The sequence below is a fragment of the Siminovitchia sp. FSL W7-1587 genome (assembly GCF_037963795.1).
In the GTDB taxonomy this organism is placed as follows: domain Bacteria; phylum Bacillota; class Bacilli; order Bacillales; family Bacillaceae_C; genus Siminovitchia; species Siminovitchia thermophila.
Genome location: NZ_CP150169.1, coordinates 999052 through 1024174 on the forward strand (window position 1 = coordinate 999052; position 25123 = coordinate 1024174).

Annotated in this window: 21 protein-coding genes and 1 pseudogene; 4 read left to right on the forward strand and 18 right to left on the reverse strand. The window is 43.2% G+C overall.

Features of this window, described 5'->3' with window-relative positions:
- Positions 1 to 57: 57 nt before the first annotated feature.
- The 3 genes from NST31_RS04790 (at position 58) to NST31_RS04800 (ending at position 3649) form a co-directional block, all read left to right on the forward strand.
- A complete protein-coding gene (locus NST31_RS04790; protein ID WP_077113501.1) occupies positions 58 to 1206 on the forward strand; it encodes an iron-containing alcohol dehydrogenase in 1149 nt (382 codons plus the stop codon).
- 20 nt (positions 1207 to 1226) lie between these two features.
- On the forward strand, positions 1227 to 2636 hold the full coding sequence (locus NST31_RS04795; protein ID WP_339164190.1) for a hypothetical protein: 1410 nt from the start codon (positions 1227 to 1229) through the stop codon (positions 2634 to 2636).
- Positions 2637 to 2857: 221 nt separating this feature from the next.
- Positions 2858 to 3649 (forward strand): arylamine N-acetyltransferase, encoded by a 792-nt coding sequence (locus tag NST31_RS04800; RefSeq protein WP_339164192.1) that lies wholly within the window; start codon positions 2858 to 2860, stop codon positions 3647 to 3649.
- Positions 3650 to 5252: 1603 nt separating this feature from the next.
- Here the strand turns inward: NST31_RS04800 and NST31_RS04805 are convergent.
- From NST31_RS04805 to NST31_RS04860, 12 genes are all read right to left on the reverse strand, one after another.
- A complete protein-coding gene (locus NST31_RS04805) occupies positions 5253 to 6044 on the reverse strand; it encodes a fumarylacetoacetate hydrolase family protein (RefSeq protein WP_205177925.1) in 792 nt (263 codons plus the stop codon).
- Positions 6041 to 7075, reverse strand: coding sequence for a 4-hydroxy-2-oxovalerate aldolase (gene dmpG / locus NST31_RS04810; protein WP_339164194.1), 1035 nt, complete (start codon positions 7073 to 7075; stop codon positions 6041 to 6043). The genes NST31_RS04805 and dmpG overlap by 4 nt, the downstream gene beginning before the upstream one ends.
- 56 nt (positions 7076 to 7131) lie before the next feature.
- Positions 7132 to 8007, reverse strand: a complete 876-nt coding sequence (locus tag NST31_RS04815; RefSeq protein WP_339164196.1) for an acetaldehyde dehydrogenase (acetylating) — start codon at positions 8005 to 8007, stop codon at positions 7132 to 7134.
- 13 nt (positions 8008 to 8020) lie between these two features.
- A complete protein-coding gene (locus NST31_RS04820) occupies positions 8021 to 8809 on the reverse strand; it encodes a fumarylacetoacetate hydrolase family protein (RefSeq protein ID WP_339164199.1) in 789 nt (262 codons plus the stop codon).
- A gap of 67 nt (positions 8810 to 8876) precedes the next feature.
- Positions 8877 to 10343, reverse strand: a complete 1467-nt coding sequence (locus NST31_RS04825; RefSeq protein WP_339164202.1) for an aldehyde dehydrogenase — start codon at positions 10341 to 10343, stop codon at positions 8877 to 8879.
- Between the two features lie 3 nt (positions 10344 to 10346).
- Positions 10347 to 10844 (reverse strand): RidA family protein, encoded by a 498-nt coding sequence (locus NST31_RS04830; RefSeq protein ID WP_339164203.1) that lies wholly within the window; start codon positions 10842 to 10844, stop codon positions 10347 to 10349.
- Entirely contained in the window at positions 10841 to 11851 is a 1011-nt protein-coding gene (locus tag NST31_RS04835; protein WP_339165477.1) for an amidohydrolase family protein, read from the reverse strand. The genes NST31_RS04830 and NST31_RS04835 overlap by 4 nt, the downstream gene beginning before the upstream one ends.
- Complete coding sequence (locus tag NST31_RS04840; RefSeq protein ID WP_205177944.1) at positions 11848 to 12396, reverse strand: 3-hydroxyanthranilate 3,4-dioxygenase; 549 nt, start codon at positions 12394 to 12396, stop codon at positions 11848 to 11850. Before NST31_RS04840 ends, NST31_RS04835 begins: the two co-directional genes overlap by 4 nt.
- A gap of 524 nt (positions 12397 to 12920) precedes the next feature.
- Positions 12921 to 13448, reverse strand: a complete 528-nt coding sequence (locus NST31_RS04845) for an FAD synthetase family protein (protein WP_205177946.1) — start codon at positions 13446 to 13448, stop codon at positions 12921 to 12923.
- Between the two features lie 34 nt (positions 13449 to 13482).
- Positions 13483 to 14985 (reverse strand): 4-hydroxyphenylacetate 3-hydroxylase N-terminal domain-containing protein, encoded by a 1503-nt coding sequence (locus tag NST31_RS04850; protein WP_339164206.1) that lies wholly within the window; start codon positions 14983 to 14985, stop codon positions 13483 to 13485.
- 15 nt (positions 14986 to 15000) lie between these two features.
- Positions 15001 to 15489 (reverse strand): flavin reductase family protein, encoded by a 489-nt coding sequence (locus tag NST31_RS04855; protein WP_205177950.1) that lies wholly within the window; start codon positions 15487 to 15489, stop codon positions 15001 to 15003.
- A 316-nt stretch (positions 15490 to 15805) separates the two neighbouring features.
- Positions 15806 to 17200: a cation:dicarboxylase symporter family transporter gene (locus NST31_RS04860; RefSeq protein WP_339164208.1), complete on the reverse strand. Its 1395-nt coding sequence runs from the start codon at positions 17198 to 17200 to the stop codon at positions 15806 to 15808.
- Positions 17201 to 18207: 1007 nt separating this feature from the next.
- Between NST31_RS04860 and NST31_RS04865 the strand changes: the two genes are divergently transcribed.
- Positions 18208 to 20112: an endonuclease MutS2 gene (locus tag NST31_RS04865; RefSeq protein ID WP_339164211.1), complete on the forward strand. Its 1905-nt coding sequence runs from the start codon at positions 18208 to 18210 to the stop codon at positions 20110 to 20112.
- A 95-nt stretch (positions 20113 to 20207) separates the two neighbouring features.
- On the opposite strand, the pseudogene NST31_RS04870 reads toward NST31_RS04865, so the two are convergent.
- The 6 genes and pseudogenes from NST31_RS04870 to NST31_RS04895 all read right to left on the reverse strand — a co-directional run bounded on the left by NST31_RS04870 (position 20208) and on the right by NST31_RS04895 (position 24892).
- Positions 20208 to 21493, reverse strand: a pseudogene (locus NST31_RS04870) (TRAP transporter large permease).
- Entirely contained in the window at positions 21490 to 21975 is a 486-nt protein-coding gene (locus tag NST31_RS04875) for a TRAP transporter small permease (protein ID WP_339164214.1), read from the reverse strand. Before NST31_RS04875 ends, NST31_RS04870 begins: the two are co-directional and overlap by 4 nt.
- A gap of 11 nt (positions 21976 to 21986) precedes the next feature.
- Positions 21987 to 23006 (reverse strand): TRAP transporter substrate-binding protein, encoded by a 1020-nt coding sequence (locus tag NST31_RS04880; RefSeq protein WP_339164217.1) that lies wholly within the window; start codon positions 23004 to 23006, stop codon positions 21987 to 21989.
- Between the two features lie 117 nt (positions 23007 to 23123).
- Complete coding sequence (locus NST31_RS04885; protein ID WP_339164218.1) at positions 23124 to 23870, reverse strand: IclR family transcriptional regulator; 747 nt, start codon at positions 23868 to 23870, stop codon at positions 23124 to 23126.
- A gap of 198 nt (positions 23871 to 24068) precedes the next feature.
- A complete protein-coding gene (locus NST31_RS04890) occupies positions 24069 to 24305 on the reverse strand; it encodes a hypothetical protein (protein WP_339164220.1) in 237 nt (78 codons plus the stop codon).
- Positions 24306 to 24319: 14 nt separating this feature from the next.
- The gene (locus NST31_RS04895) at positions 24320 to 24892 is read right to left on the reverse strand and encodes an MFS transporter (protein ID WP_339164223.1); all 573 of its coding nucleotides are present in this window, start codon (positions 24890 to 24892) and stop codon (positions 24320 to 24322) included.
- Positions 24893 to 25123 lie beyond the last annotated feature (231 nt).

A 25123-nucleotide genomic window follows, 5' to 3' on the forward strand; every position in this document is an offset into this window, starting at 1 on the left:
CTCGTTATTTGGCACGATTATTGCATACTATTTTCCGTTGAAAGGAGAATGAACATCATGTCTATATCATCATTCAAAATTGCCAACAAACTAATTACCGGGGAAGGAGCAACTTCCCGCATTCCAAGTGAATTGGCAAGACTCAAGATCAATAATCCCTTAATCATTACTGATAAAATATTGATAGAAGTCGGGACTGTCAAAAAAATCACCAATTTACTGAAAGGGATACCATATGGTATTTTCGACGGAGTCTTGCCTGAGCCTGAGTTCTCACTGGCCAAAGAGTGTACCGAAACCTTTATCAACGGCGGTTATGATGGATTGATCGCTATTGGCGGAGGAAGCGCTATCGACATCGCGAAAGCGGTATCAGCTTTTTCGAAATACGAAGGAAACGTTGAAAACCTTGTCGGAACCGATCTTGTTCCCGCCAAAGGGGCGCCGATTATAGCCGTTCCTACAACTGCCGGAACTGGATCAGAAGTAACGAACATCTCCATCCTCTCAGATTCGAAAACCCAGTTGAAAAAAGGAGTTGTAAGTGATTTCATATTACCGGATACAGCGATTGTTTCACCGGAAATGACGATGTCCATGCCTCCTTCCGTTACGGCGGCCAGCGGCATTGACGCACTTGTGCACGCCATTGAAGCGTATATTTCTGTCAATCGCTCTCCGATTACAGATGCTTTGGCTTTACATGCGATGAAACTGATCTCGGTCAATTTGCCGAAAGCTTATTGCAACCCCAACCATATAAAAGCAAGGGAAAATATGGCAACAGCTAGTTTAATGGCAGGCATGGCTTTTGGAAATGCCGGAGTAGGAGCCGTTCATGCACTCGCATACCCATTGGGTGGCCGCTATCATATCCCTCACGGTGTCAGCAACGCCCTTCTCCTTCCCTATGTAATGGAATGGAACAAAGCAAGCTGTGTTGAAAGATTTAGAGATATTGCCGAGGCCTTGGGTCATGACACTCGACAGTTATCTGATATGGAGGCGGCTGATATCGCCGTGAAAGGAATGAAAAAGTTGTGCGAAATCGTTCGAATTCCCGACGGTTTGCGCTCATTCCAAATTCCTGAAGAGGACTTGGAAGAGATGGCAGAAGACGCCAGCCAAATTGATCGTTTATTAAAAAATAATCCCCGTGTCCTAACGAAACAAGACATATTTGCCATTTATAAGGAAGCGTATTAAACGAGGAGGAAGGAACGAACATGCTCTGGAAAAATCGGCAATACGGTGAAGAATCACCATTCATTCCATTAGGGCCTTTTAAACTGAGGCTGCCCTTTGTTCATTATAAGTTTGAATGGCCCGACTATGTTCAGGGGCTGCTCATGTGTGCGGTTGACTTGGCGGCAATCCCGCTTTTGATTGAACTTTTGGGAATGCCTTTTGAAGTCGCGCTGGCCGTGGTCATGCTAAATGGACTTTTCTATTTAACCCATCATTTACTGGGAGATCCAGTCATTCCCGGATGGATTACACCAGCCATCCCTTTAATTATGGCATACGTTTCAACGTTCCCGGAAGGACAGGAGCGGGTATATGCATTAATCTCTTTTCAATTAATGCTCGGGATCCTGTCGCTCTTTTTAGGAATTACAGGCTTAGCAAGCAAGGTTGTAAACCTCATACCTCCTGCCATGAAGTCAGGGATTATTCTTGGTGCAGGTTTTGCGGCAGTGATTTCTGTCTTCCAAGTCGGTGGAAGGTTTGAGTCATTTCCTTGGACGATTACCATTGCAGTAGGCATTTCTTTTTATTTACTGTTTTCAAAGCATTTTAATTCCATCAAAAATCGCAATAAATATTTACAGCTTTTAGCCAAATTAGGGATCTTTCCTATTATCGTGATAACAGTATTTATCGCCCCGATATTTAAGGAAGCGCCATGGCCCACAATTGAATGGGGTTTCAGTAAACCTGACTTTGCTGCTTTGTGGAGTGAATATACCGTCTTTGGACTCGGATTCCCTCCGCTTGAGATGTTTATAACCGCCTTGCCAACCGTTTTAGCCACTTATATTGTTCTTTTTGGAGACGTTTTGCAAAGCAAGGCATTAATTGATGAAGCAGATGAAATCCGGCAAGATGAGAAAATCGATTACAACCCCAACCGCGCCCACCTTGTGTTTGGAGGCCGGAATTCAATTATGAGTATTTTGGGACCGGATGTCACAATGTGCGGACCGCTATGGGCAGCCATGCAAGTCGTTGTGATTGAACGCTATAAAGAAGGCAAGAAAGTAATGAACTCTCTCTTTGGAGGATCGGGATCGTTTCGCTGGGGGACGAATACAGGGCTGCTATTATTGCCCATTGTGAGTCTTCTTGAACCGATTTTAGGGATTGCTCTTGCCTTAACCTTACTTATTCAAGGCTATGTCAGCGTCAGGGTTGGAGTTTTGGAGGCAAAAAGCCAACGCGACCTTGGAATAGCAGGTATTATCGGCGCCATATTGGCGACAAAAGGAGCGACGTGGGCTTTTGCCGCAGGCATCATTCTTTGTCTTTTAATTTATGGCAAACAGTTCTTTAAAGGGGAAAACGACGAAACCTTCACAAAGGATATGAAAAAAAGGACGAACGAGCTTCCCAGGTCAGTTAAAGTTGGAAGCTGAAAACGTAGAAAGCGTGTATCGGGGCTCCGTCTGCTCCGGTACACGCTTTTTTTGACCAACATATCTTCCTCGTACAACATGACCATTCAATGTAAATACCTTCTTGTGAACAGCTCGCTTACAAAGCATGAAGACATTTCATATAATCAAAGGAAATGCTTTAGAAAAGTTCCCCTTGTTGATAAACTGAATATACCTTTTTATGAAAGGAAGATGCCCGCATGAAATTGTTCATAAGAAAAATATATGAGTCCGGCTACCCTGAGGATAAGCCACCAAAAGACCGGGTAACTTTTATTTTACAGAAATTTGCCGAATGGTTCCCGTTTGAAAACACCGATGTCATGAATCACAATATCGATCCCGTCACCCCGGCGTTTTTAATAAAAAAGATGGTCACGGCCAGCCGCGGCGGTCTTTGTTATGAAATAAACCCTTTGTTGTATCTTGTCTTGAAGGAGCTTGGATTTCGGCCAACGCTCGCGGCAGCAACCGTCAAGAATAAGGATGAGTGGGTGTTGGATGGGACACATGCTCTTGTTCTTTTGGAGATCGATCATGAAAAATATATTGCTGACAGCGGATTTGGCAACCGGCTGGCACTCGCTCCCCTTCAGCTTGATGGACCTGAAGTCATCTCCCCGGCAGGCGCATTCCGATTGCGTTCGGTTTCAACAGAGAAAGGCGCCGTTGTCATGGAGCATTCGGCGGACCATGAAGAATGGAGCATTTGCTATGCCTTTGATTGGGCTCCTGTTACATGGGAGAGCCTGAACCGCATGAAAAAAACGATCCACGAACATCCCCGTTCTCCATTTAATAAGGAACTGCTCATTGCGTCTGTTCTTGAAGATGGAACAATATCCATCAATGAAAAACGTCAGCATAAAAAATGGATGGATGGCACTGAAGAAACCGTTTATTTCAAAAATGAACAATGCTTATTAGACAAAATAGGAGCGCAATTTCATCCGTCTCTTGTAAAAGAAGTTGAGAAATACAAATTGAAATAACCGGGGAGAGAAACATTGGATCGGGTCATCATAGAAAAAATATCGTATTCATGGAAACAGAAAATGACTATTTGACGGCGGATACTGATAGGTCGGACCGGATATCGAAAGAGAAAAGATACGGCAATCATAGTTGCATTACAAACTAGCTCGGATACTTTTTCGTCTTACCTTTACAAGCCGATCCTAAATGCCGGGCTAGCTGCGCCCGGCTTTCGATCGCTATAACGGACCAAAGTCCCCTTTAACGAAACTTCCCTTCCCTTTCTCCTCCAGTGTTATTCCGCCGGCTCCCCAATGGGTATCGTTAATGTCCGACACCAACACCTAACCCACTCAAAGACGGAATTCGTAAAGTAACAATAAAAAATAACAAAGGGGATAAACAGATAATGTGAAACTTCATTCAGTAGGAATTTCCTTCCATCTCCTGCTGAATGTTAGTTGAACCAATCGGGCATTTGGGTGCCGTTTCTCCCACTTGGACCTTTTGTATTCACGCAAGTTTTTGAAGTGGGAGTCTTATGGCACCTTACATGCGGGATAAAGTGAAACTTCATTCAGTAGGAGTTTCCTTCCATCTCCTACTGAATGTTAGTTGAACCAATCGGGCATTTAGGTGCCGTTTCTCCCACTTGGACCTTTTGTATTCACCCAAGATTTTGAAGTGGGAGGCTTACGGCACCTTACATGCGGGATAAAGTGAAACTTCATTCAGTAGGCGTTTTCTTCCATCTCCTACTGAATGTTAGTTGAACCAATCGGGCATTTAGGTGCCGTTTTCTCACACTTAGACCTTTTGTATCAACTCATCAAGTCTTGAAGTGGGAGGCTTACGGCACCTTACATGCGGGATAAAGTGAAACTTCATTCAGTAGGAGTTTTCTTCCATCTCCTACTGAATGTTAGTTGAACCAATCGGGCATTTAGGTGCCGTTTTCTCACACTTAGACCTTTTGTATCAACTCATCAAGTCTTGAAGTGGGAGTCTTACGGCACCTTACATGCGGGATAAAGTGAAACTTCATTCAGTAGGCGTTTTCTTCCATCTCCTACTGAATGTTAGTTGAACCAATCGGGCATTTAGGTGCCGTTTTCTCACACTTAGACCTTTTGTATCAACTCATCAAGTCTTGAAGTGGGAGTCTTACGGCACCTTACATGCGGGATAAAGTGAAACTTCATTCAGTAGGAGTTTTCTTCCATCTCCTACTGAATGTTAGTTGAACCAATCGGGCATTTAGGTGCCGTTTTCTCACACCTAGACCTTTTGTATCAACTCATCAAGTCTTGAAGTGGGAGTCTTACGGCACCTTACATGCGGGATAAAGTGAAACTTCATTCAGTAGGAATTTCCTTCCATCTCCTGCTGAATGTTAGTTGAACCAATCGGGCATTTAGGTGCCGTTTTCTCACACCTAGACCTTTTGTATCAACTCATCAAGTCTTGAAGTGGGAGTCTTACGGCACCTTACATGCGGGATACATTTTTTGCACATGCATTTGTAATGTCTGTAATGAGACTTTTGATTTGCCCTTGCTTCTGCCCTTTAAAATCTGAACTTGAATAATCGGCAATCGTGAAACCTCCAGACGTTGTGAGTTACTCGCAAGATAAGAGGACACTTCCCAATTCGGCAAATTGGGCGATAATGGTATCCCCGGATTCGAAGGAAATGGCCTCAGACATGGCGCCGCTCAATACAACATCGCCTTTTGTAAACCCTCTTCCACGAGCCGCCAATTGTTTTGCTGCCCAGGCAATAGCCGTGGCCGGATGGCCCAGTACGGCAGCACTTGATCCAGTTTGTTCCACCCTCCCGTTTTTGGTCATCACCATGCCGACATTTCCTAAGTCAAGATCTTTAGGACTTGCCCATTGACTGCCAATGATAAACTTTGACGATGAACAGTTATCAGCGACGACATCAACAAGTGTAAAGCGAAAATCCTTATATCTGCTGTCAATGATTTCAAGTGCGGGAGCAACATATTTGGTCGCATTCAGCACGTCTTCTTCCGTAACGTTTTCCCCTTGAAGATCCTGATCCAAAAAGAACGCGATCTCCGGCTCAGCCTTGGGATGAATCAGCTCTGATCTTTTAACCGGTTCCCATTCATAGGCAAGCATATCGGCATGCAAATAACCGTATATAGCTTCTTTAACCCCCATCATTTCCTGTTTGGCCTTGCTTGTTAATCCAAGTTTCAGACCAATTTGTTTCGTGTGATTCTTTTTGGCTCGGTGTGCCAGCAGGCCATCTTGCAGTTCGTACGCTTGTTCAATCGTCAACTCCGGATACTGATCAGTGATTTTGACAACCTCTCGTACATCCCGCTCCGCACAATATAAGTACTCGATTATCTCTTGATCACTACTCGTTTTAAGAATCATCGTGTTGCCTCCACTTTTCTTTTTTTAGACAAATCGGCAGCCACATGCAGTATCATATCCTCTTGTCCACCAACAACTTTCATCTTGCCCAATTCTATTAAAATATCACGGGGATCCACATCATACATTCTTCCCGCGCGTTCAGCATGAAGCAAGAAGCTGGAATAAACACCCGCATAACCAAGGACAAGGCTGCCTTTTTTAATTTCTTGTGAACCACGAATAAGTGGTCCGACTACGTCTTCAGCGAGATCCATCATTTTATACAAATCGATTCCGACATCGTAGCCTAGACGATTCATCACCGCCAACAATACTTCCGTTTGCGTATTTCCGGCCCCCGCCCCCAAACAGCGAACGCTTCCATCAATTCTTGTAGCCCCTTCTTCCATGGCCGCCAAGGTATTTGCCACCGCCACTGACAGGTTATTATGTCCATGGAATCCTACTTCAACATCAAGGCTCTCCCGAAGCGCCTTCACTCTTTCCCGCACTTCATGCGGAAGCAAAGCGCCGGCAGAGTCGGTAACATAGACAGCCTCTGCCCCATAACTTTCCATCAACTTTGCTTGTTCCACCAGCTTTTCCGTCGATACAGAATGAGCCATCATCAGAAATCCCAACGCTTCCATGCCAAGTTCGCGGGCCTTGTGTATATGTTGAGCCGAAACATCGGCTTCCGTTGCATGGGTAGCCACCCTGACAAGCTTGGCTCCGAGCTTGCTTGCTTCTCGCAAATCATGAACAGTACCGATCCCGGGAAGCAACAATACAGCTATTTTTGCTTGTCTACATTCTTCAACGGCGGCCGCGATCAGTCGCATTTCATCTACAAGAGATTTTCCATACTGGATCGTTGAACCTCCCAAACCATCTCCATGGCTCACTTCGATATAATGCATGCCGGCATCGTCCAAAGCACGTGCAACAGCCCGCACCTGTTCTTCCGTAAATTGGTGTGCGACAGCATGGCTCCCGTCCCGCAAACTTACTTCCGTTATTTTAATATCTTTACAAGCAGGTTGTTTCATCTCATGAACTCCTTTCGTTTCCCGTCACCACTTCCAACCGTCCAATAGATACACCTTTAGGATATTACATGCAATTTGCGGGCAATATCTTCTCCTGCACGCGCGGCAGCAGCCGTCATAATATCAAGGTTTCCTGCATAAGGAGGAAAATAGTCTCCAGCCCCTTCCACTTCAATGAAAACCGTGACAATATTTCCGGAAAATAACGGTTCCTGCTTCAAACGGTACCCCGGGACATATTCCTGAACAGTGCCGACGATGGAATCAATCGCTTCACCGATGGCCTGTTCATCCATGTTCTTCACTTCGCAATAGACCGTATTCCTCATTAAAATAGGCGGTTCCGCAGGGTTTAGGATGATGAGCGCTTTTCCTTTGTCCGCTCCTCCGACTCTTTCAATTCCCCGCCTTGTCGTGATCGTAAATTCATCAATGTTGGCCCGGGTTCCCGGTCCCGCACTTTTGCTGGATATCGTGGCAACAATTTCAGCATAAGCAACATCTGCTTTCTCATTCACCGCACTAACAATAGGAATGGTAGCCTGCCCGCCGCATGTAATCATATTGACATTATCAACCGCAGCATTTTCAAGCTGGCGATTGACCGCGGGGCTAAAGAAAGGACCTACAGCCGCAGGCGTTAAATCAACCACTTTCTTGCCCAATTCTTTTAATATTTTTGCGTGGCGGACATGAGCTTTTGCGGAAGTAGCATCAAAAATGATGTCCGCAATATCCGGGTTATCCACCAATCCTTGGATGCCATTGTAAAAAACGGCATACCCTTTTTCTTGTGCCATCTTCAGCCCTTCAGAATTCTGATCAATCCCGATCATGGCAGTCAATTGAACCCATTCACTGCGTTCCAGCTTAAACATTAAGTCGGTTCCGATATTACCCGATCCAATAATGGCCGCTTTTATTTTCCCCATAAAAATTCCCCTTTCAGTCGTCCGATTGGAATGTCACAGTAACAGTGCCCAGTCTGCCAAAATTCGCTTTCACCTCATCACCTGCTGACACCGCGATCGCTCCCGATAACGCTCCCGGTAAAATCAACTCATCTTTTTTGAGAGTGATACCGTATTCAAATAGCTTATTAGCCAACCAGGCAATCGCTTCGGCCGGATGCCCCAAAGCCGCCGCTCCCGCCCCGGTGGCAATCAATTCATTGTTTTGAAATAAAGCCATTCCATTCGTGCGTAAATCACTTCCGGACAATCCAGTCTTTTTATCGCCTATGACAACTTTGGATGAAGATCCGTTATCTGCTACTGTATCAATTAATTTGATCTTCCAATCCGCAATTCGGCTATCAATGATTTCCAACGTAGGGACTACGTATTTTGTAGCCATTAGGACATCTATATAAGTGATGTTGGGTCCTGTCAGCTCCTCTTCCAATACAAAACCGATTTCCGCTTCTACTTTTGGTGAAATCAACGTTTTTATATGAACTGTTCCGCCATTTTCAACACACATGTCATCAAATAAATGTCCATAATCAGGTTCATTGACATTCAACATTTTTTGCATGGCCGCGCTTGTCAAACCAATCTTTTTTCCAATGACCTTCTTCCCTTGCCCCCTTTTCAAGCTGACCGTCTCCAACTGTATTTGATAAGCATCCTTTACTGTCAACGACCTATCCCGTTCAGTTAAAGGTTGAACTTCCTTTACAGATTGTTCCGCATCCAACAGCTCTTTTGCAAAATCGATCAGTTTTGGTGACACGTCTTTCGCCCTCCCGCATGTAAAACAAATGAAAGGTGAACATAGATCACCTTTCGCTTTGTTTCATTTACTTTTTCATTGTGATTGTTTTCGCCTCGGTATAAAATTCAAAGCTGTGTCTTCCGCCTTCTCTTCCAATCCCACTCGCTTTTGCTCCGCCAAATGGTGTTCTCAAATCGCGTACATACCAGCAATTAATCCATAACAGTCCGGAGTGAATGGACGCAGAAACCCGCTGTGCCCTTCGCAAGTCATTTGTCCAGACTACTCCAGCCAAACCATAAATCGAGTCATTGGCTATTTGAATCGCTTCTTCCTCCGTTTTAAACGGGATGATGACCGGAACAGGTCCAAAAATCTCTTCCTGCGCCACCCGCATTTTGTTGTTTACATCATATAAAACAGTAGGCATGTAGAAATTTCCTTCTTCCAGGCCTTCCACTCTTTTTCCTCCGTAAGCAAGTTTTGCTCCTTCGCTCATACCGATTTGAACGTAATGGTCTACGGTCTCGAGATGGCTCTTCGAAACAAGCGCGCCCATATCCGTCGACTCATCCGTCGGGTCTCCGACTTTGATTTTCTTAACAACTTCAACAAACTTGTCCAAAAATTGATCATAAACGCTCTCTTGGACCAAAATTCTTGAGCCGGCTAAGCAAATCTCCCCCTGATTTCGGAAAATGGCTTCTTTTGACCCTTCGACAGCTTCATCCAAGTCCGCATCTTCAAATACAATATTGGCAGATTTCCCTCCAAGTTCGAGTGAAACGGGGATCAGACTTTTTGAAGCATTCTCCATTACTGTTTTACCCGTCTCGGTTTCCCCGACAAAAGCGAGGCGCCGGACAAAAGGATGGGTGGACATTGTTGTGCCGACCGTGCTTCCGGGACCGGTGATAATATTTAAAACGCCTGGGGGCAAGCCGGCTTCATTGGCAATTTCACCAAGCATGACGGCACTTAGCGGTGTATAGGAGGCTGGTTTAATGACAATTGTGTTGCCGCCCGCGAGTGCAGCCGATGCTTTCCACGTCATCTGCATAAAGGGAAGATTCCATGGAATAATCAAGCTTGTCACACCTGCTGGTGCGTACTGTGTATACGACATATGTTTGCTCATATCGTAATGCTCATGAACCATATACTTGGCCATTTCTGCAAAAAAACGAAAATTGGCGGCGGCCCGGGGAATGTCAAAATCCCTGCTCTCTTTTATCGGCTTGCCTACATCCAACGTTTCCACATAAGCAAGCTCGTCCACCTTTTTCATAATGAGATCAGACATATTGCAAAGGATTCGGGATCTCTCTTCCACGGGCATATTGCTCCAAACTCCGCTTTGAAAGGTACGTCCGGCCACTTCGATTGCGCGTTTGGCATCATGTTCCGTACCGTTTGCGACCGTGGCCAGTTTTTGATTCGTTGCCGGGTTAATAGAATCAAACGTTTTCCTTGATTCTGATTCAACATATTCGCCATTTATAAAGAGCTTCGCATTTTTAACCATTGGTTTTTCTACTATATTCTGATACATGTTTTAGTCCTCCCCGCCCTCCACTTCAAGAATCATTTCAATTTCAATCGCAGTATTATTCGGTAATTGAGCCATGCCGACGGCAGACCGCCCGTGCTTACCCTTATCTCCAAAAACTTGTCCCAGCAAGTCGGAAGCACCGTTCATGACGGCAGGCTGATCTGTAAAATCTTCGGTACTGTTGACCATTCCGAGTACCTTTACAATTCGTTTTACCTTGCTTAATTCACCGAGCTCGGCTTTCACAACACTTAATAAATTGAGCATCGATTGTCTGGCGGCAAGATAACCTTCCTCTGTTGTAAGATCCCTCCCCAGTTTTCCATGGAATTCATCCACTCCCTGCCCGGCTGTAAATAATAAATTTCCAGTTCTGACACAGCTCACATAGCTTCCTACAGGAGATCTTAAAGCGGGCAACTTCAAGCCCAAATGTTCCAGCTTTTTTTCCGGTGTATCCGCCATTTCTGCAATACTTCCTATATCTGGTGTATCCATCATTTTTGCAACGCTTCCTTTATATTCATATTTAAAAATGACAAGGCATTCCCGCCCAACATGGCAGCTTTTTGTTCCTCTGTGAGACCGAGCGTATCGTCTATGACTTTTCCGGGCGGTATCTCCCTCAAGAGGAAGGGATAGTCAGATCCCATGACAATTTTTTCATATCCAAAACGCTCTGCTAAATATGATAGATTTACAGGGTCATAGTTAAGCGAATCAAAATAAAACTTTTGCGCATAAAAGCTTGGAGGCTTTTGAATCTTCCGGATGTGGGGCCATACGTTCCACCCTTGATCCAGACGCGGCAATATATAAGGGAAAGAACCTCCCCCATGGGCAAAACAAACCTTCAAGGTCGGATATTTTTCCATGACCGCCCCATTAATCAAACTGGCGGCGGCCAAAGCGGTTTCACTCGGCATGCCTACTGTATACATAAAGTGATGGCGGGGCATTCTTTCTCTTCCAAGCGTCTCCCATGGATGCACGAATAACGGCACATTCCATTTTTCCGCCATTTCGAAAAAGCCAGAAAATGAGGGATCGTCCAAGTTTTTGCCATTCACATTCGTTCCGATTTCAATCCCTTTTAAGCCGAGTTGAAACATACACCGTTCCATTTCGCGAATGGAAACATCCACATCCTGAAGCGGGACAGTCCCAAGGCCAATAAATCTTGAAGGATACTGCTTCACCGTTTCAGCAATAAAGTCATTTTGAATATGTGCCATTTCTTCAGCGGCATTTGGCTCTGCCCAATAAGAGAACGTCACCGGAATGGGGGACAGGACTTGAAGATCGACACCTTCTTTGTCCATATCTTCTATTCTTTTTTCAGGGCTCCAAACTTGATCAGTCACTTCCCGGAAAACTTTCCCGGAAACCATTATATTAGCACCGCATGAGCAGGTCTTTTCTAAAACTGGCCAACGGCCGCCACCGTATCTTTTTGTAAAGTCAGGTATGTCTTCAGGAATAATATGTGTGTGAAAGTCCACTCTCATTTCCATATCCCTGCTTCCGCCGGCATCACATATCCACATTTATCACATGTTCTAAGTTCTTCACTGCTATCAAACTGTTCAATTCCGGCTTTTAACTGAGTTTCAATATTGGTAAGCTGCATCGTCATTCGATGAAGTTCATGATCACATTGATCACAGAACCAAACCATGGATTCCAATTCGCCCGGACCGCGTTTTTTCTCAATCACCAAGCCATATGTGTCTGCCACACGATGCGGGGAATGAGGGACATTTGCCGGAAGCAGGAAAACTTCCCCTTCTTGGACAGTAACGACCTCTCTTTTTCCCTCGTCATTGATTACTTCGATATAACAGGCGCCTTTGATTTGATAAAAGAACTCTTCGGCAGGGCTGACATGAAAATCACGGCGCTTGTTCGGCCCCCCGACCATCATGTAAATGAAGTCCGACTCTTCCCAAAGCATTTTATTATTCACTGGCGGCTTTAATTGACCCTTGTTTTCTTCAATCCATCCGAGCAAACTGAACGCTTTAAAATTTCTTGATTTCAACTTTGACATCATGATTCCTCCATCATTTTGTTTATAAGATACCCACTTGTCATTTTCCCGAGACTGTAGCTTGAAAAAGCAGGACTGCTTTCCGTTTCTTCTTCCTTTATCTTTTTGCAGGTGTCGCACGTTCTAAGTTCTTCACTGCTGTCAACTTAACTTTGTTTTCTATTGGTAAGCCGCATTGTCGTTCGATGAAGCCCACACTCACATGTATCACCGAATTAAACCATGGGCCCACCGCGCTTTTTTTCAATCACCAAGCCTATGTGTTTGCCACACGATGCGGGAAATAAGGGCTATCTTTCGGAAGAAAAAAACATTTTTTTAACTAAAATCAACCTCTTGTTTTCCATGATTACCGCAACTTTGATTTTGCCAAATGATCGCTTCTCTTCGAGAGCCGATATGAAGATCACGGCGCTTGTTCGGGCTTCCGACTACCGATTCTTTTATTGTTTATAAGCGGCTTTACTTGCTCTCAATCAAACTCACTTTATAAAGCCCCATTTCATCCATTTCTTTTAACCATATCCTCACATCCATCCGAGCAGAGGCAGCACTTGTTCTTGTTTCCCTTTTACAATAAGCTCTCTAATTCTAGTTGAAGAGATTCGCTCTCCCCGCGCACAACAAATCGGATTGATTGATTGGACGTTAAAATATGATTTTAATAGCGAAACATCACCGGCTCGATTGTTTCCAAAGCGAAAATCATCTCCGACAATCATGCATTTCGGATTGATACGTGACAGCTCTTCAACAAACTCCAGCGCTGTCCGCTTTACATACTCTTCATCAAACTTTGCGAGTATCGTGTGGGTAACACCTAAACGCTCCAACAATGTAAGCTTTTGTTCAGGGCTTGTCAGAGTACGGGCTCCTTGAAAATAGACCCGGGGAGGAGGGCTGAATGTATAAACGACAGTGGGCACTCCTTCCAAGTTTCCTTTTCTCACCATCTCGCGGATCACTGATTGATGTCCGCGGTGAACGCCGTCAAAAGCGCCAATGGCAACCACCGATCTCGATAATGTAAGGCTTTCGGCTTGAAAAAGTTTCAACTGAATCCCTCACTTCCGCAATACCACTTTCCATTCATGAATGTAATTGCTTTGTTTGCTCCTGATGTTCCTCCGATAATAAGAGAGACTCTTCCAGCACCCGCTCCACCAGCGGGTAAGAAAGATTGTTTCTTTTATGGACATTGTAGAACATTCCCATTTTTCGTACCGGATCACCGGAATAATAACGCTCATACTGCACCAACCTTTGGCCGAACGCTTCCCCGCACAGATCCCATGCCAGTTTAAATAATCTGACCCGTTTTTCCGAGGAGACTCCAGAACGGCCGGCATAATATTTATTCATATCGTCACTTATTTCCGGACGCGCGAAGTCCGCGCCCGTTGGTGACATCAACAGACCTCCGGCACCGATAGTCTGTAAGACTTCAATGGCCCTCGGATACATTTTCGGCAATAGCCCCCGGATCGTTTCAAGCGGCACAATATTGGGAAGGGCTTCCCCTTGATCAGTGATTGAGTACTCCCGCTCGGCGGTACGCACTAAAGCCCGGATTGTCTCGACAGCTTGGATCAGTTCCGACAGGAGATTTTGAACATTCAAGTATCCATCAACTCCAATGGAATCCGCAAGGGAGCACGCCACATCAGTTACAAACGAAAGTTTGCATAATCCTCTGACCGCCGATTGATGTGACGGTTGGAGATTGATCCCTGTTTTCGGATAGAGTAAGTTGCCCGCTTCAACGTTTTGGTTAATAAAGACCCGCTCCCACGGTACGAATACATCGTCAAAGACAAGCAATGCGTCCATTTCTTCAAATCTGGAAGCCAACGGATGATCCCATGTCGAACGGGTTCCACTTTGTGTCTCTTCTCTGCAATAAATGCGCAGGCCCGGCGCATCGATTGGAAGAGCAAACGAAATGGCAAACTTTTCGTCTCCCGGCTTAAAGCTCGGATATGAGTAGATGATGACTTCATCAGTGATCGGCGCAAGCGTTGCTAACATTTTCGCCCCTCGTACAATCAAACCATCTTCCGTTTCTTTGCAAACTCCCAAGTGGGCATACTCCACTTCTTGCTCATGGGAAGCTTTGCTTCTATCATTTTGCGGATTAACAATCGCATGGGTAAGAAACAGGTCGTTGTCTCTTATATATCTGTAATAGTTGATGATATTGTCACCGTAACGTTCACCATACTGCCGGAAAAACCAATCGTTTGTAGCCATCGATGTGACTACAACATTTAGGAAGTCCGGTGTTCTGCCCATTAAACCGTAAGTGGCTTCTGCCCAGACTTCAAACAATCTCCTCCTTGCTTCAAGATCCTCCGCATTCCTTGGAATCAGGAAACCATTATTTACCCGCTTTCCAGTTTCTTCGCAAATATGGGTGATATCGGCCTGATACTTAGGGTCGTGCTGCATATCAAATAATCTCGCCATCTCCTTAATCGGCTGTTTAAACACCGGATGATTCACCAAATCTGTCACCCGTTCACCACCAAGCCAGACCTCCGGCTGCCGCGACTTCAACCCTTGAATATATTGCTCTCCCGTTCTGATGCTCATCGTTTTTTCCCTCCATTATGAATTTGCAGCAAGAATGGAACGATCTGCTGTTTCGAAAAATTTTCCCCTGTAAAATAATAAACTCTCTTTTTGATTGTAGGAAAAATCCTCCACCTTCCCCACAAACAAAAGATGATCTCCGCCTTCATACTCCTTCCAGGGCGAACACTTAAAATGAGCTACTGTTCCTTTTAGTGCAGGCAGCGGGCCAAGCGTTTCTTCCCACTCCACCTCCAGATCCGCCTGTGGCCGTCCCGCGAATTGCAGTGCATAGGCAGCCTGATCAGCAGATAATATATTGATAACAAAGGACTTGTTTTTCAATTCTTCAAAAGCCTTTGTCTTCTTATCTATCGAAATAAGTACAAGCGGCGGGTCCAATGAAACAGAAGTAAAGGAGTTGACGGTTATCCCTCTTCTTTGGCCATCGTCATTCATCCAAGTGATCACCGTGACACCGGTTGCAAAACAGCCAAAACAATTCCGTAATTCTCTCGTATCCATAGACTCCATCCTCCAATCTTCAGATTTGTATTTACTATATTGAAAACGCTGACACCCTACAACGCATAGATTTCAGATGATGAAATCTATTAAAAATTTTCATAGAACCATTAATAAAGTAGGAAAGGGGTTTGGATATATGTTGAAAGCTGATGGATATTCGTAAAAATTGCGAGAATAGGGGCTGGGACATAAACAAGTACGAAATAAAAGAGGGACCGGAATCATTTCGAATATCAGATACAACTCCGAATACTCACTATTTTTCTGCAAAAAAAAAAACGAACCACCAAGAGGATGGTGATTCATTTCTTCCTTAAAATGACGAATTATCTTCAATTGCTGTTTTATCATTGAATGTTTTCAAATTCAGTTTCCCCAAGATTCGTGCTGTCAATGTGCCGGAAACCATGCTGTCATTTACATTGACAGCCGTACGTCCCATATCAATTAGTGCCTCGATTGATATGAGTAAACCAGCCAAAGCTACAGGGAGCCCCATAGAAGACAAAACAATCAATGCGGCAAAGGTAGCACCCCCACCAACACCGGCAACACCAAATGAACTGATACCGATAATTAACACCAATTTGATGATAAATGCTGGTGCAAGTGGATCAATCCCGACTGTAGGCGCGATCATGAATGCCAGCATGGCGGGATACATTCCGGCACAGCCGTTTTGCCCGATGGTCGCTCCAAACGAAGCCGACATGTTAGCGATTCCTGAATCAACACCAAGGGAGTTTTTCTGTGCTTGAATGTTCAGTGGAATCGTACCCGCACTCGAGCGGGATGTAAAAGCAAAACCTAGCACTGGCATGGCCTTTCTTAAGTATGTCAGCGGATTTAAACCAAAGAGCCCCACTAATAAAAGATGGAAGATCATGATGACAAATAAACCGACATAAGAGGCAATCACAAATTTACCAAGCTGAACAATACCAGCAACATCTGTTTTAGCCACCGTATTAGCCATCAAAGCTAGAATTCCAAATGGTGTCAGGCGCAAAATCAATGTTACAATTCGCATAACAACTGCATAAACCGCATTCACGATTTTTTTAAACATTTCCGCTTGTTCCGGATTTTTTCTCCGTAACCCAAGGACAGCAATCCCAACGATGATGGAGAAAATGACCACCGCAATGACCGAAGTCGCCCGCTCTCCTGTCATATCCAGAAAGATATTGGATGGAATAAAACTGAGGATTTTCTGCGGCGTTGTTAGATCCTCCACTTCTCCAAGTTTTTCTAAAAGCATATCCCCTCGATCTATTTCCGCTTGTCCCGCATCAATTTGATCTGCATTCAAATCAAATAATGCAGCAGATCCAATTCCAATCAAAGCGGCCACCATAGCCGTCGAAACTAAGAAACCAATAATCCAGGCAGACATTTTTCCAAGGTCTGCTGATTTTTCCAGGTTAATAATGGATTGAATGATAGACACCATGACAAGTGGCACGACAATCATCATCAACAGTTTGATATATCCGCTTCCGACAATACTATACCAATCTGCTGTAGTCGTTAAAACTTCCGAATCTACTCCATAGATGGCTTGTAAAATTGCGCCAAGCACAATCCCTGTACCTAAGCCCGTAAATACACGTTTTGTAAACGATACATGTTTCTTTTGCATAAAAATAAGAAGACCAATAAACGCAAGTAAAGCCACTATATTCAAGCTAATGAACCATATATCCATAATATGTTCCCCCCTTTGTTTTGGGCTTCAGTTGGTTTTTCATCATATGCGCCACCGATTTACTGTGCCACCACAAAAACCAATAATCCCTATGAAATTAGTATCCTTAATAAGTGTATAATATACATATCGCCAACGGTTCTGTCAATGTTTTGGTTTAAGGATCAACTTCATGAGTCACTGCTGTTAAAAGCTGTGGGTGATCTGTTCAAACTACATATATAGTACGGCGCAGTCACAAGCACCAATGTTCCTGGTCCTCATCATTTAAAGAGGAACAACATCCTTTCTGTAATGAAAAACCCCAGAAGGTTCAAGGGTGTAAGTGTAAAATCCCGTATGATCCTTAATTAAATGTCTTCCTTTATATAAAGGTTTGATCCGGCATTCTCTTTTTTCGGTTATCCAGACTATTGACCGGGTCCTTTCTTTGTCAAACTCCATGCTTTTCCCCTGGCCTTCCTCAACACCTTTATCCTCACAATCATAAACAAAACCTAATTGTAATGAAATAACCAATTTTATGATTCAACACAACCTGATGGACCTTTTAAGTCTAAAAAGTACTTTGGAGTTAAACAGATAAAAGCCATGATTTACTTTTTCAACATCACCGAGTATAATGAGTTTTATAAAGTGGATTTCAATGAGATGAACAATCCGATTAATAAGAGGTGCTTTTTGTGAGTGCGGTAGTATCTAAATAGGAAAATGTAAAAGGAAATAAGGAAATTGTAACAACAGGGGATTTTAGCTCATTTCATACCCCTTGTTTTACTATGGACTTATTTCCACCTATGAAGATACCTACCCTACTTTATAAACAAGCGCGCCATTTCGTAAATAGAACGAACTTTACGGATGGTTTTATTCTCTTTTGCCTTGTAAACGTAAAAAAGCTGCGGTAGATACCGCGGCTTTTTTTATTGAACAACTCATTGAAATCCTGCCAGTAGGTTTCTTCATTGCTGATCAATTCAATTCATCACTTTGAGGAGAATCAAAACATGAATAAAAATACTTTTGAAAAATTACAATACAACGAACTTAAAGAGATCGTAAAATCATATTGCGTGAGCGGACTAGGCAAACAACTGATCGACCAATTAACACCAAGTTCTAACCTAAAAGTGGTAAAACATCGCTTAACCGAAACATCTGAAGCACGAGCCATTCTGGATGCAGGTGGAAACATGCCTTTTATTGGTGTTTCCCAAATTGAACATATCATCACTAAATTAGATAAAGGGATTATTTTAGACCCTGGGGAACTTTTAAGTATTGCCGATTTTTTAAGGGGTTGCCGGAAAATAAAAATGTTCATGTCCAACAAAGAGTTTGTCGCGCCTACATTGGCTTCCTATGCTCAATCCATGACAGAATTCCTGGATGTGGAAGAGGAAATCCATTTTTCCATAAAAAATAATGAAGTTGACTCGGCAGCCAGCAAAGAACTTAAACGTGTTCGTTCCCATATTCAATCCACCGAACAAAAAATAAAAGAACGATTAAATAAATTCATAAACAGCAGTGCCCATAAACATTACATTCAGGAGTTCATTATTACGATCAAAGATGACCGCTATACAATCCCTATTAAAGCTTCCTACAAAAATAAAATACAAGGAACGGTCATTGAAATATCTTCTAAAGGTTCGACAGTCTTTATAGAGCCTAGCGCGGTAGGAAAATTAAGTGCTGAATTAGCGGCTTTAAAATCCGAAGAGGCCATGTTGGAATATCAAATACGAGCTACTTTAACAGGGCTCGTAGCAGAAAATCTCCGGCCTCTTAACATCAATATCGAGCTTATATCCCAGTACGATATGATTTTTGCCAAAGCGAAATATAGCAGACATGTCGATGGAATTGAGCCAAACATTAATGAACATGGATATATTTCATTCGTTCATTGCAAGCATCCATTATTATCAGGACATGTTGTTCCACTTCACTTTCAGATTGGAAACAGTTATCGCAGCTTGATCATAACCGGTCCAAATGCCGGGGGAAAAACAATTGTGCTGAAAACAATAGGCCTTGTTACTTTGGCAACGATGTCCGGGTTTCATATTACAGCTTCAAAAGAAACTGAAATTGCGATATTTGACCATATTTTTGTGGATATTGGTGATAATCAGAGCATAGAAAATGCACTTAGCACGTTCTCTTCTCATATGCAGAACTTATCGGAAATCCTTCGTTCCGTAAACAACAATACGCTGTTACTATTCGACGAGATTGGCAGCGGGACAGAACCAAATGAAGGGGCGGCTTTAGCCATCTCCCTGTTAGAAGAATTTTATCTGAAAGGATGTATAACCGTTGCGACAACCCACTATGGCGAAATAAAACGCTTTTCCGAACTGCATAGTGATTTCATGAACGCTGCCATGCAATTTAATCATGAAACACTTGAGCCATTATATAAGCTTCTGATCGGGCAATCGGGAGACAGTAACGCCTTATGGATCTCTAGAAAAATGAATGTACCGGAACATGTATTACAAAGAGCAGAAGATTATATGAAAAATAAAGAATACCGCTTAGAACGAGTACATGAAAGTAAAATACGAAAACCTAAGCAAGCTGCTGTAAAAGCAGAACATCGTATCCACTATCAAAAAGGAGACCGCGTAAAACTGCTGGATCACGACGATTTTGGAATTGTATATAAAGAAAAAGACCACTATCAAAACGTCACCGTTTTTTATCAAAATCAATTGATTGAAGTACATGAAAAACGGTTGGCCATAGAAGGAAAAGCCGCGGACTTATACCCGGAGGGATATGACTTAGACTCTTTATTCATTGACCATAAAACGAGAAAGCTCCAGCATGACATTGAACGCGGCTCAAAAAAAGCGCTTCGTAAAGTTGAAAAAGAAATACGAAAAAAGAACAGATCATAATGGTGAAAAAGCTCTCAGGCTGGGCCGAGAGCTTTTCACTGCTGTGATTCTATATACTTGGCGAACCCCTCCCAGACTCACAACCATGTACAATTTTATGGCTCATAAAGGCTTGGAATCCAAAGCACTGCATCTTTCCAATAAGTGATGACCAGCAGTAAAACAATCGCTGTCAGTAAAAAAGGAATGATGGCCTTGACAAGATCTTCTATTTTAACTTTTGCCACGGAAGAAACAATAAACAGACCTGTTCCAACAGGCGGAGTCAAAAGGCCGATGGTGAGATTAATTGTCACGATAACCCCAAAATGAACCGGATCTATTTGATAAGTTGTCAAAAGCGGAGCAAATACCGGCACTAAAATAATCAATGCCGCAATTCCATCCAAAACGGTTCCTAACAACAACAATAAAATATTGACCAGTAAAAGGAATACAAGTGGATTGTCCGATAAACTCAACATTGAGTTTGCAATAAGCTGTGGAATTTGTTCGTAGGCGATAATATATCCGAATAAATTGGCTGTCACAATAAGGAACGTGATGGTGGCAGTATTCACCACTGTGTTTAATAATATTTCCGGAAGATGTCCAACCTTTAACTCCTTATAGGCAAAGCCAATGATAACGGCGATTATACAGGCTACGGCTGCCGACTCAGTAGGCGTAAACACGCCGCTTAATATGCCATAAATAATTATAAAAGGAATCAGCAAGGCAGGAAGCACGCTCAAAAAACTTTTCAGCATCGACCTCAATGTTCCCCGCTCGCTTTTTGGAAATTGTTCCTTCACACTCATGAAACCGATTACAGCGATAAATCCAATTCCCAGTAAAATTCCCGGTATGATACCGGCCATAAATAAATCTCCTATGGAAGCACCCGTCAATGTCCCATAAATGATAAATAACATACTCGGTGGAATGACCGGAGCCACAATCGATGAAGCCAATGTTAATGCGGCGGAAAAGCTTCGGGAATATCCTTCCTTTTCCATCTCGGGAACCATGACCTTACTCATCATGGCAGCTTGCGCATTGGCAGAGCCCAAAATGGATGCGAGAAACATGTTGGCGATAATGGAGACATACGCTAATCCTCCTCGGAAATGTCCGATCAGCACCTTGGCAAAAGTGATTAATCTCGTGGTGATGCCCCCAAATTCATTAATTCACCGGCCAACATAAAGAGGGGAATGGCCAGTAATCCAAAGTTATCCAGCCCGGAAAACATTTTCTGTGGAACCGATCCCAAGACGGCGACGGAATCAGTCAAAATGAGATAAGCCAATGAAGTAATTGCTAAAACAAGCGAAATCGGGATGCCGATTATCAAGAGCAAAATAAATATGATGATCGTTGCTAATAAGTGGATGGTCATGATGCTTCACTACTTTGTGGTGTATTTTTACATAAATCGATAAAATAATCCAATAGATGGATAAACGCAAATGTCAATCCCACTGGTACAGAAAGATAAGGGATCCACATCGGCAAGCGCATAGAACTCGACTTTTGCGGAGACAAGGTAAATACCCATTGATAGCTCAAATACAGTAAGAACGCCAACGCTATTAAAATAATGATATGTGTCATGATAAAAAGAATTTTCCTTCCTTTTTCTGAAAAACGGTCAACCAAAAAAGTGATGGAAGCCTGGGACTTATACTTAAGCCCCAAACTTCCTCCGATAAAGGTAAGCCAGGCCATCATAAAGATACTGGCTTCATTCGCCCAAAAAAGCGGGGCGTTTAAAAAGTACCTGAATATGACAGAGATAAACAGGACCACTGTCATGGCAGCAATTAACAGGATGGACGCCAGCTTTTCAAAAGCTTCAATCCAGTTGCTTAATGTCTTCATGTTAACACCTCCTATTTACGAAACGTTTCAATAAATTCTTTTATAAGAGGATCCATCTCCTTATATTTCTTATCAAATTCTTTCATGTGAGGCTTAAATAAAGCGGTATCTATGTCGTAAAGCTCCATCCCTCTATCTTCAAGTGTTTTTTTGAATTCTTCTTCCTGCGAAGCACGCTGCATTGTGGCATACTCGGATGCAACAGCCATAGATTCTTCAATTATTTTTTGATCATCTTCAGACATGTCTTCAAAACGTTTTTTATTAATGATCATCACTGCCGGCCAAACCATATGATTTGTCAACGCCCCGTAACCTGTCACTTCATTAAAGTTCGAAGTGATAGCGGCATCCAAATCCATTTCCATCCCGTCGATAACCCCTGTTTGTGCCGATTGGTAAACATCCGGCAATGAGATGGACTCCGGGTTTACCCCGAGTGAACGGTACCAATCTTCCAAGGCCGGGCTTGGTGTCACGCGCATTGTTAGCCCTTTCATTTCATCAGGTGTTTCAATTTTTTCCCTAAACATCATTGTCCGATGACCCGAAAAGAAATAATCCATTGCTTTTAGTCCTTGATCATCCAGCGTCGCCAAAATCTTTTTGGCCACATCCGAATTGCTGGCTTCAAAGGCTTCTTCATAAGAGCCAAATAAATAAGGTGCAAACCATGCGCTGAAAGCATCCGACTTTGATGTCAAGAAAGCATTTGTAATGAAAGCTATGTCCAATGACCCTGTTTCAAGCTGCTGTACCATGTCAGAATCACTCCCAAGCTGACCACCGGGATACAGATCTACTTTCATACGACCATTGGAACGTTTTTCCAATTCTTCACCCAGCTTTTCTGCCGATTTATTCCAAATATGGTCAGGAGGCGCAATATGTCCCAACTTTAGTTCGTAAGTCTGCTCTGCTCCGCCGCCGCTTGCCTTTGTTGATTCTTTGTCTCCGCCGCTGCCGCATGCGGCTAATAACAGAGCAGCCATCACCATTACAATAAAAATGCGACTTTTGTAAATGTTCATTTGTTCATGCCCCCTAAAGCTTGTTTGTATAGAAAAAAGGAAGTCTTTTTTTGGAACCTTTAAAATAGTTTGTTTATTTTTCTGAATATTCTCTTTATTCCAAGGCGTTGAAAACCATTAAATTTCGATGTAGCCCAATTCACGCGAAATTGATTTCGCTGTATTGATAACACACTGGATAATGTGGCCCTTATGAAGCCCTTTCATATAACTAATCGGCCCCACCAAATTGACAGATGCGATCGTTTCCCCCGAATACGATTGAATCGGTGCTGCTATCGCATAAGTACGTGTGTCATTTTCATTATTGCTAATAGAGTATCCCTGCTCACGAACCGCTTTCAATTCCTGTTTTAAAGTTTCGATATTCGTAATGGTATTGGGACCCTGCCTCGATAATCCCTTGGCAATCGTTTCTTTCAAGTAAACATCGTTATAGGCGATGAGAGCTTTTCCGGCGCTTGTACAATAGGCGGGTTTTCTTCCTCCAAGATAAGTTGGTACATCATTCGCCTCCATGGAAGAAATCCGGAGGACAAAAACGACGTCTCCTCGATCAAACATGCCAATATGGGCTGTTCCCCTGAATCTGTCCGTCAATTCTTTTACCAAAGGCATTGCCTTATTATAAAAATCATGTTGAAACATGACTCTGTTATTCCATTCCAAAAGCTTCCAACCAAGGCGGTATTTTCTACTGGCATCCCTTATTAAGACACCTTCATTGCATAGTGTAGTGATTAAATGATGTGTCGTACTTCTGCTTAATCCCAGTTTTTCAGCAATTTCTGCATTGCCCAATACAGGCTCCTCCTGAGTAAAACAGCTTAAAATATCAATAGCTCTGCTAACAGAAGCAATCATACTTTCCCCTCTCCTCCTATTTATTTGTATGATTTTTCTTGGAAAACAGCGGACAATTAGCTGATGCTGAAATTTGTCATTTCACCTCCTTCTACCGGGAAAGCGTTGTCATTTTCTGAAAAACTCAAAAGATTAAACATTACTATAGTCACTAATGAACCGCTCCTCAACCACTCAATTTAAGATAGTGAAACTTTGTCATTTTTTTAGGAAAAATGTTTTATTTTCTTGGATTCTTCTTGTTTCACAGACATCACATTCAACAGCAACATCAATGAATGAAATAAACAGCCAGCCTGATATAAAAGAACCGCTCATATCCACAATGAATCCAAAAAAAGGAGGACCTGCCACAACACCCCAAGACCCGACAGTAATGCTAAAGCCCGTTGCAATGCCCAATTGCTCCTCTGGAACTAATTTCGGTTGTGGCATTCATCCAAATGCCATTAAACCCGGAAACACCAAACCCGAATAAAAAGGCGACGGGCACCATCACAATGTAAGATGTCCCCGCCGGAAGCAGGGCGACAATCATTGAAATGGCGGCAGCCATCACGGCAATGATGAAATAACACCATCAAGCGCTTACTGTTGAAAAAGCGGTCACTGATCACACCCCAATAGATCCTTCCCACAGAACCGCCTGCTTCGGACAAAACAAGCAATGTTCCGGATAAAAAAAGACTGATGCCCAGCCTTTCATAGGAAAACAAAACAAGATATGTATTTACGATCATTTGAGTACTGCTTAAAATCAAAGCACTCAAACTGACATACACAAGCGCTTTATGTCGTAACAGCGTCCAACATGTCATTGGATTTCTTTTCACTGTCGCTGCCGTCGGATTTGTTTTTTGGCGTGGTTCATCATACATGATATAAGTAAACATACCGGTCAATAATAAAATCGAATTTCCCGCCAATATGGCCGGACGCCACCCCCAAACACTTGCCAACGGCAGCAGGAGCAGGGCTGCAAGGGCAGATCGGAGAGTGACGCCCATTTGTTTGATTCCCATAGCGATCCCCCGTCTTTCTGCCGGAAACCACTGAGAATACCCCGGTTAGTTGCAGGATGAGAGGCGCCATAGCCAAGTCCCCTGATAACAATTGCACATAACAATAGAAAAAGTGATGACGTAAAAGTCATTATCAAAAACCCTGTCCCCAGACAAACTGAGAGAAGTAGCAGTACTTTTCTAGATCCCATTTGATCGGTCAGTAGCCCTGCCGGTATCGACACAGTCGAC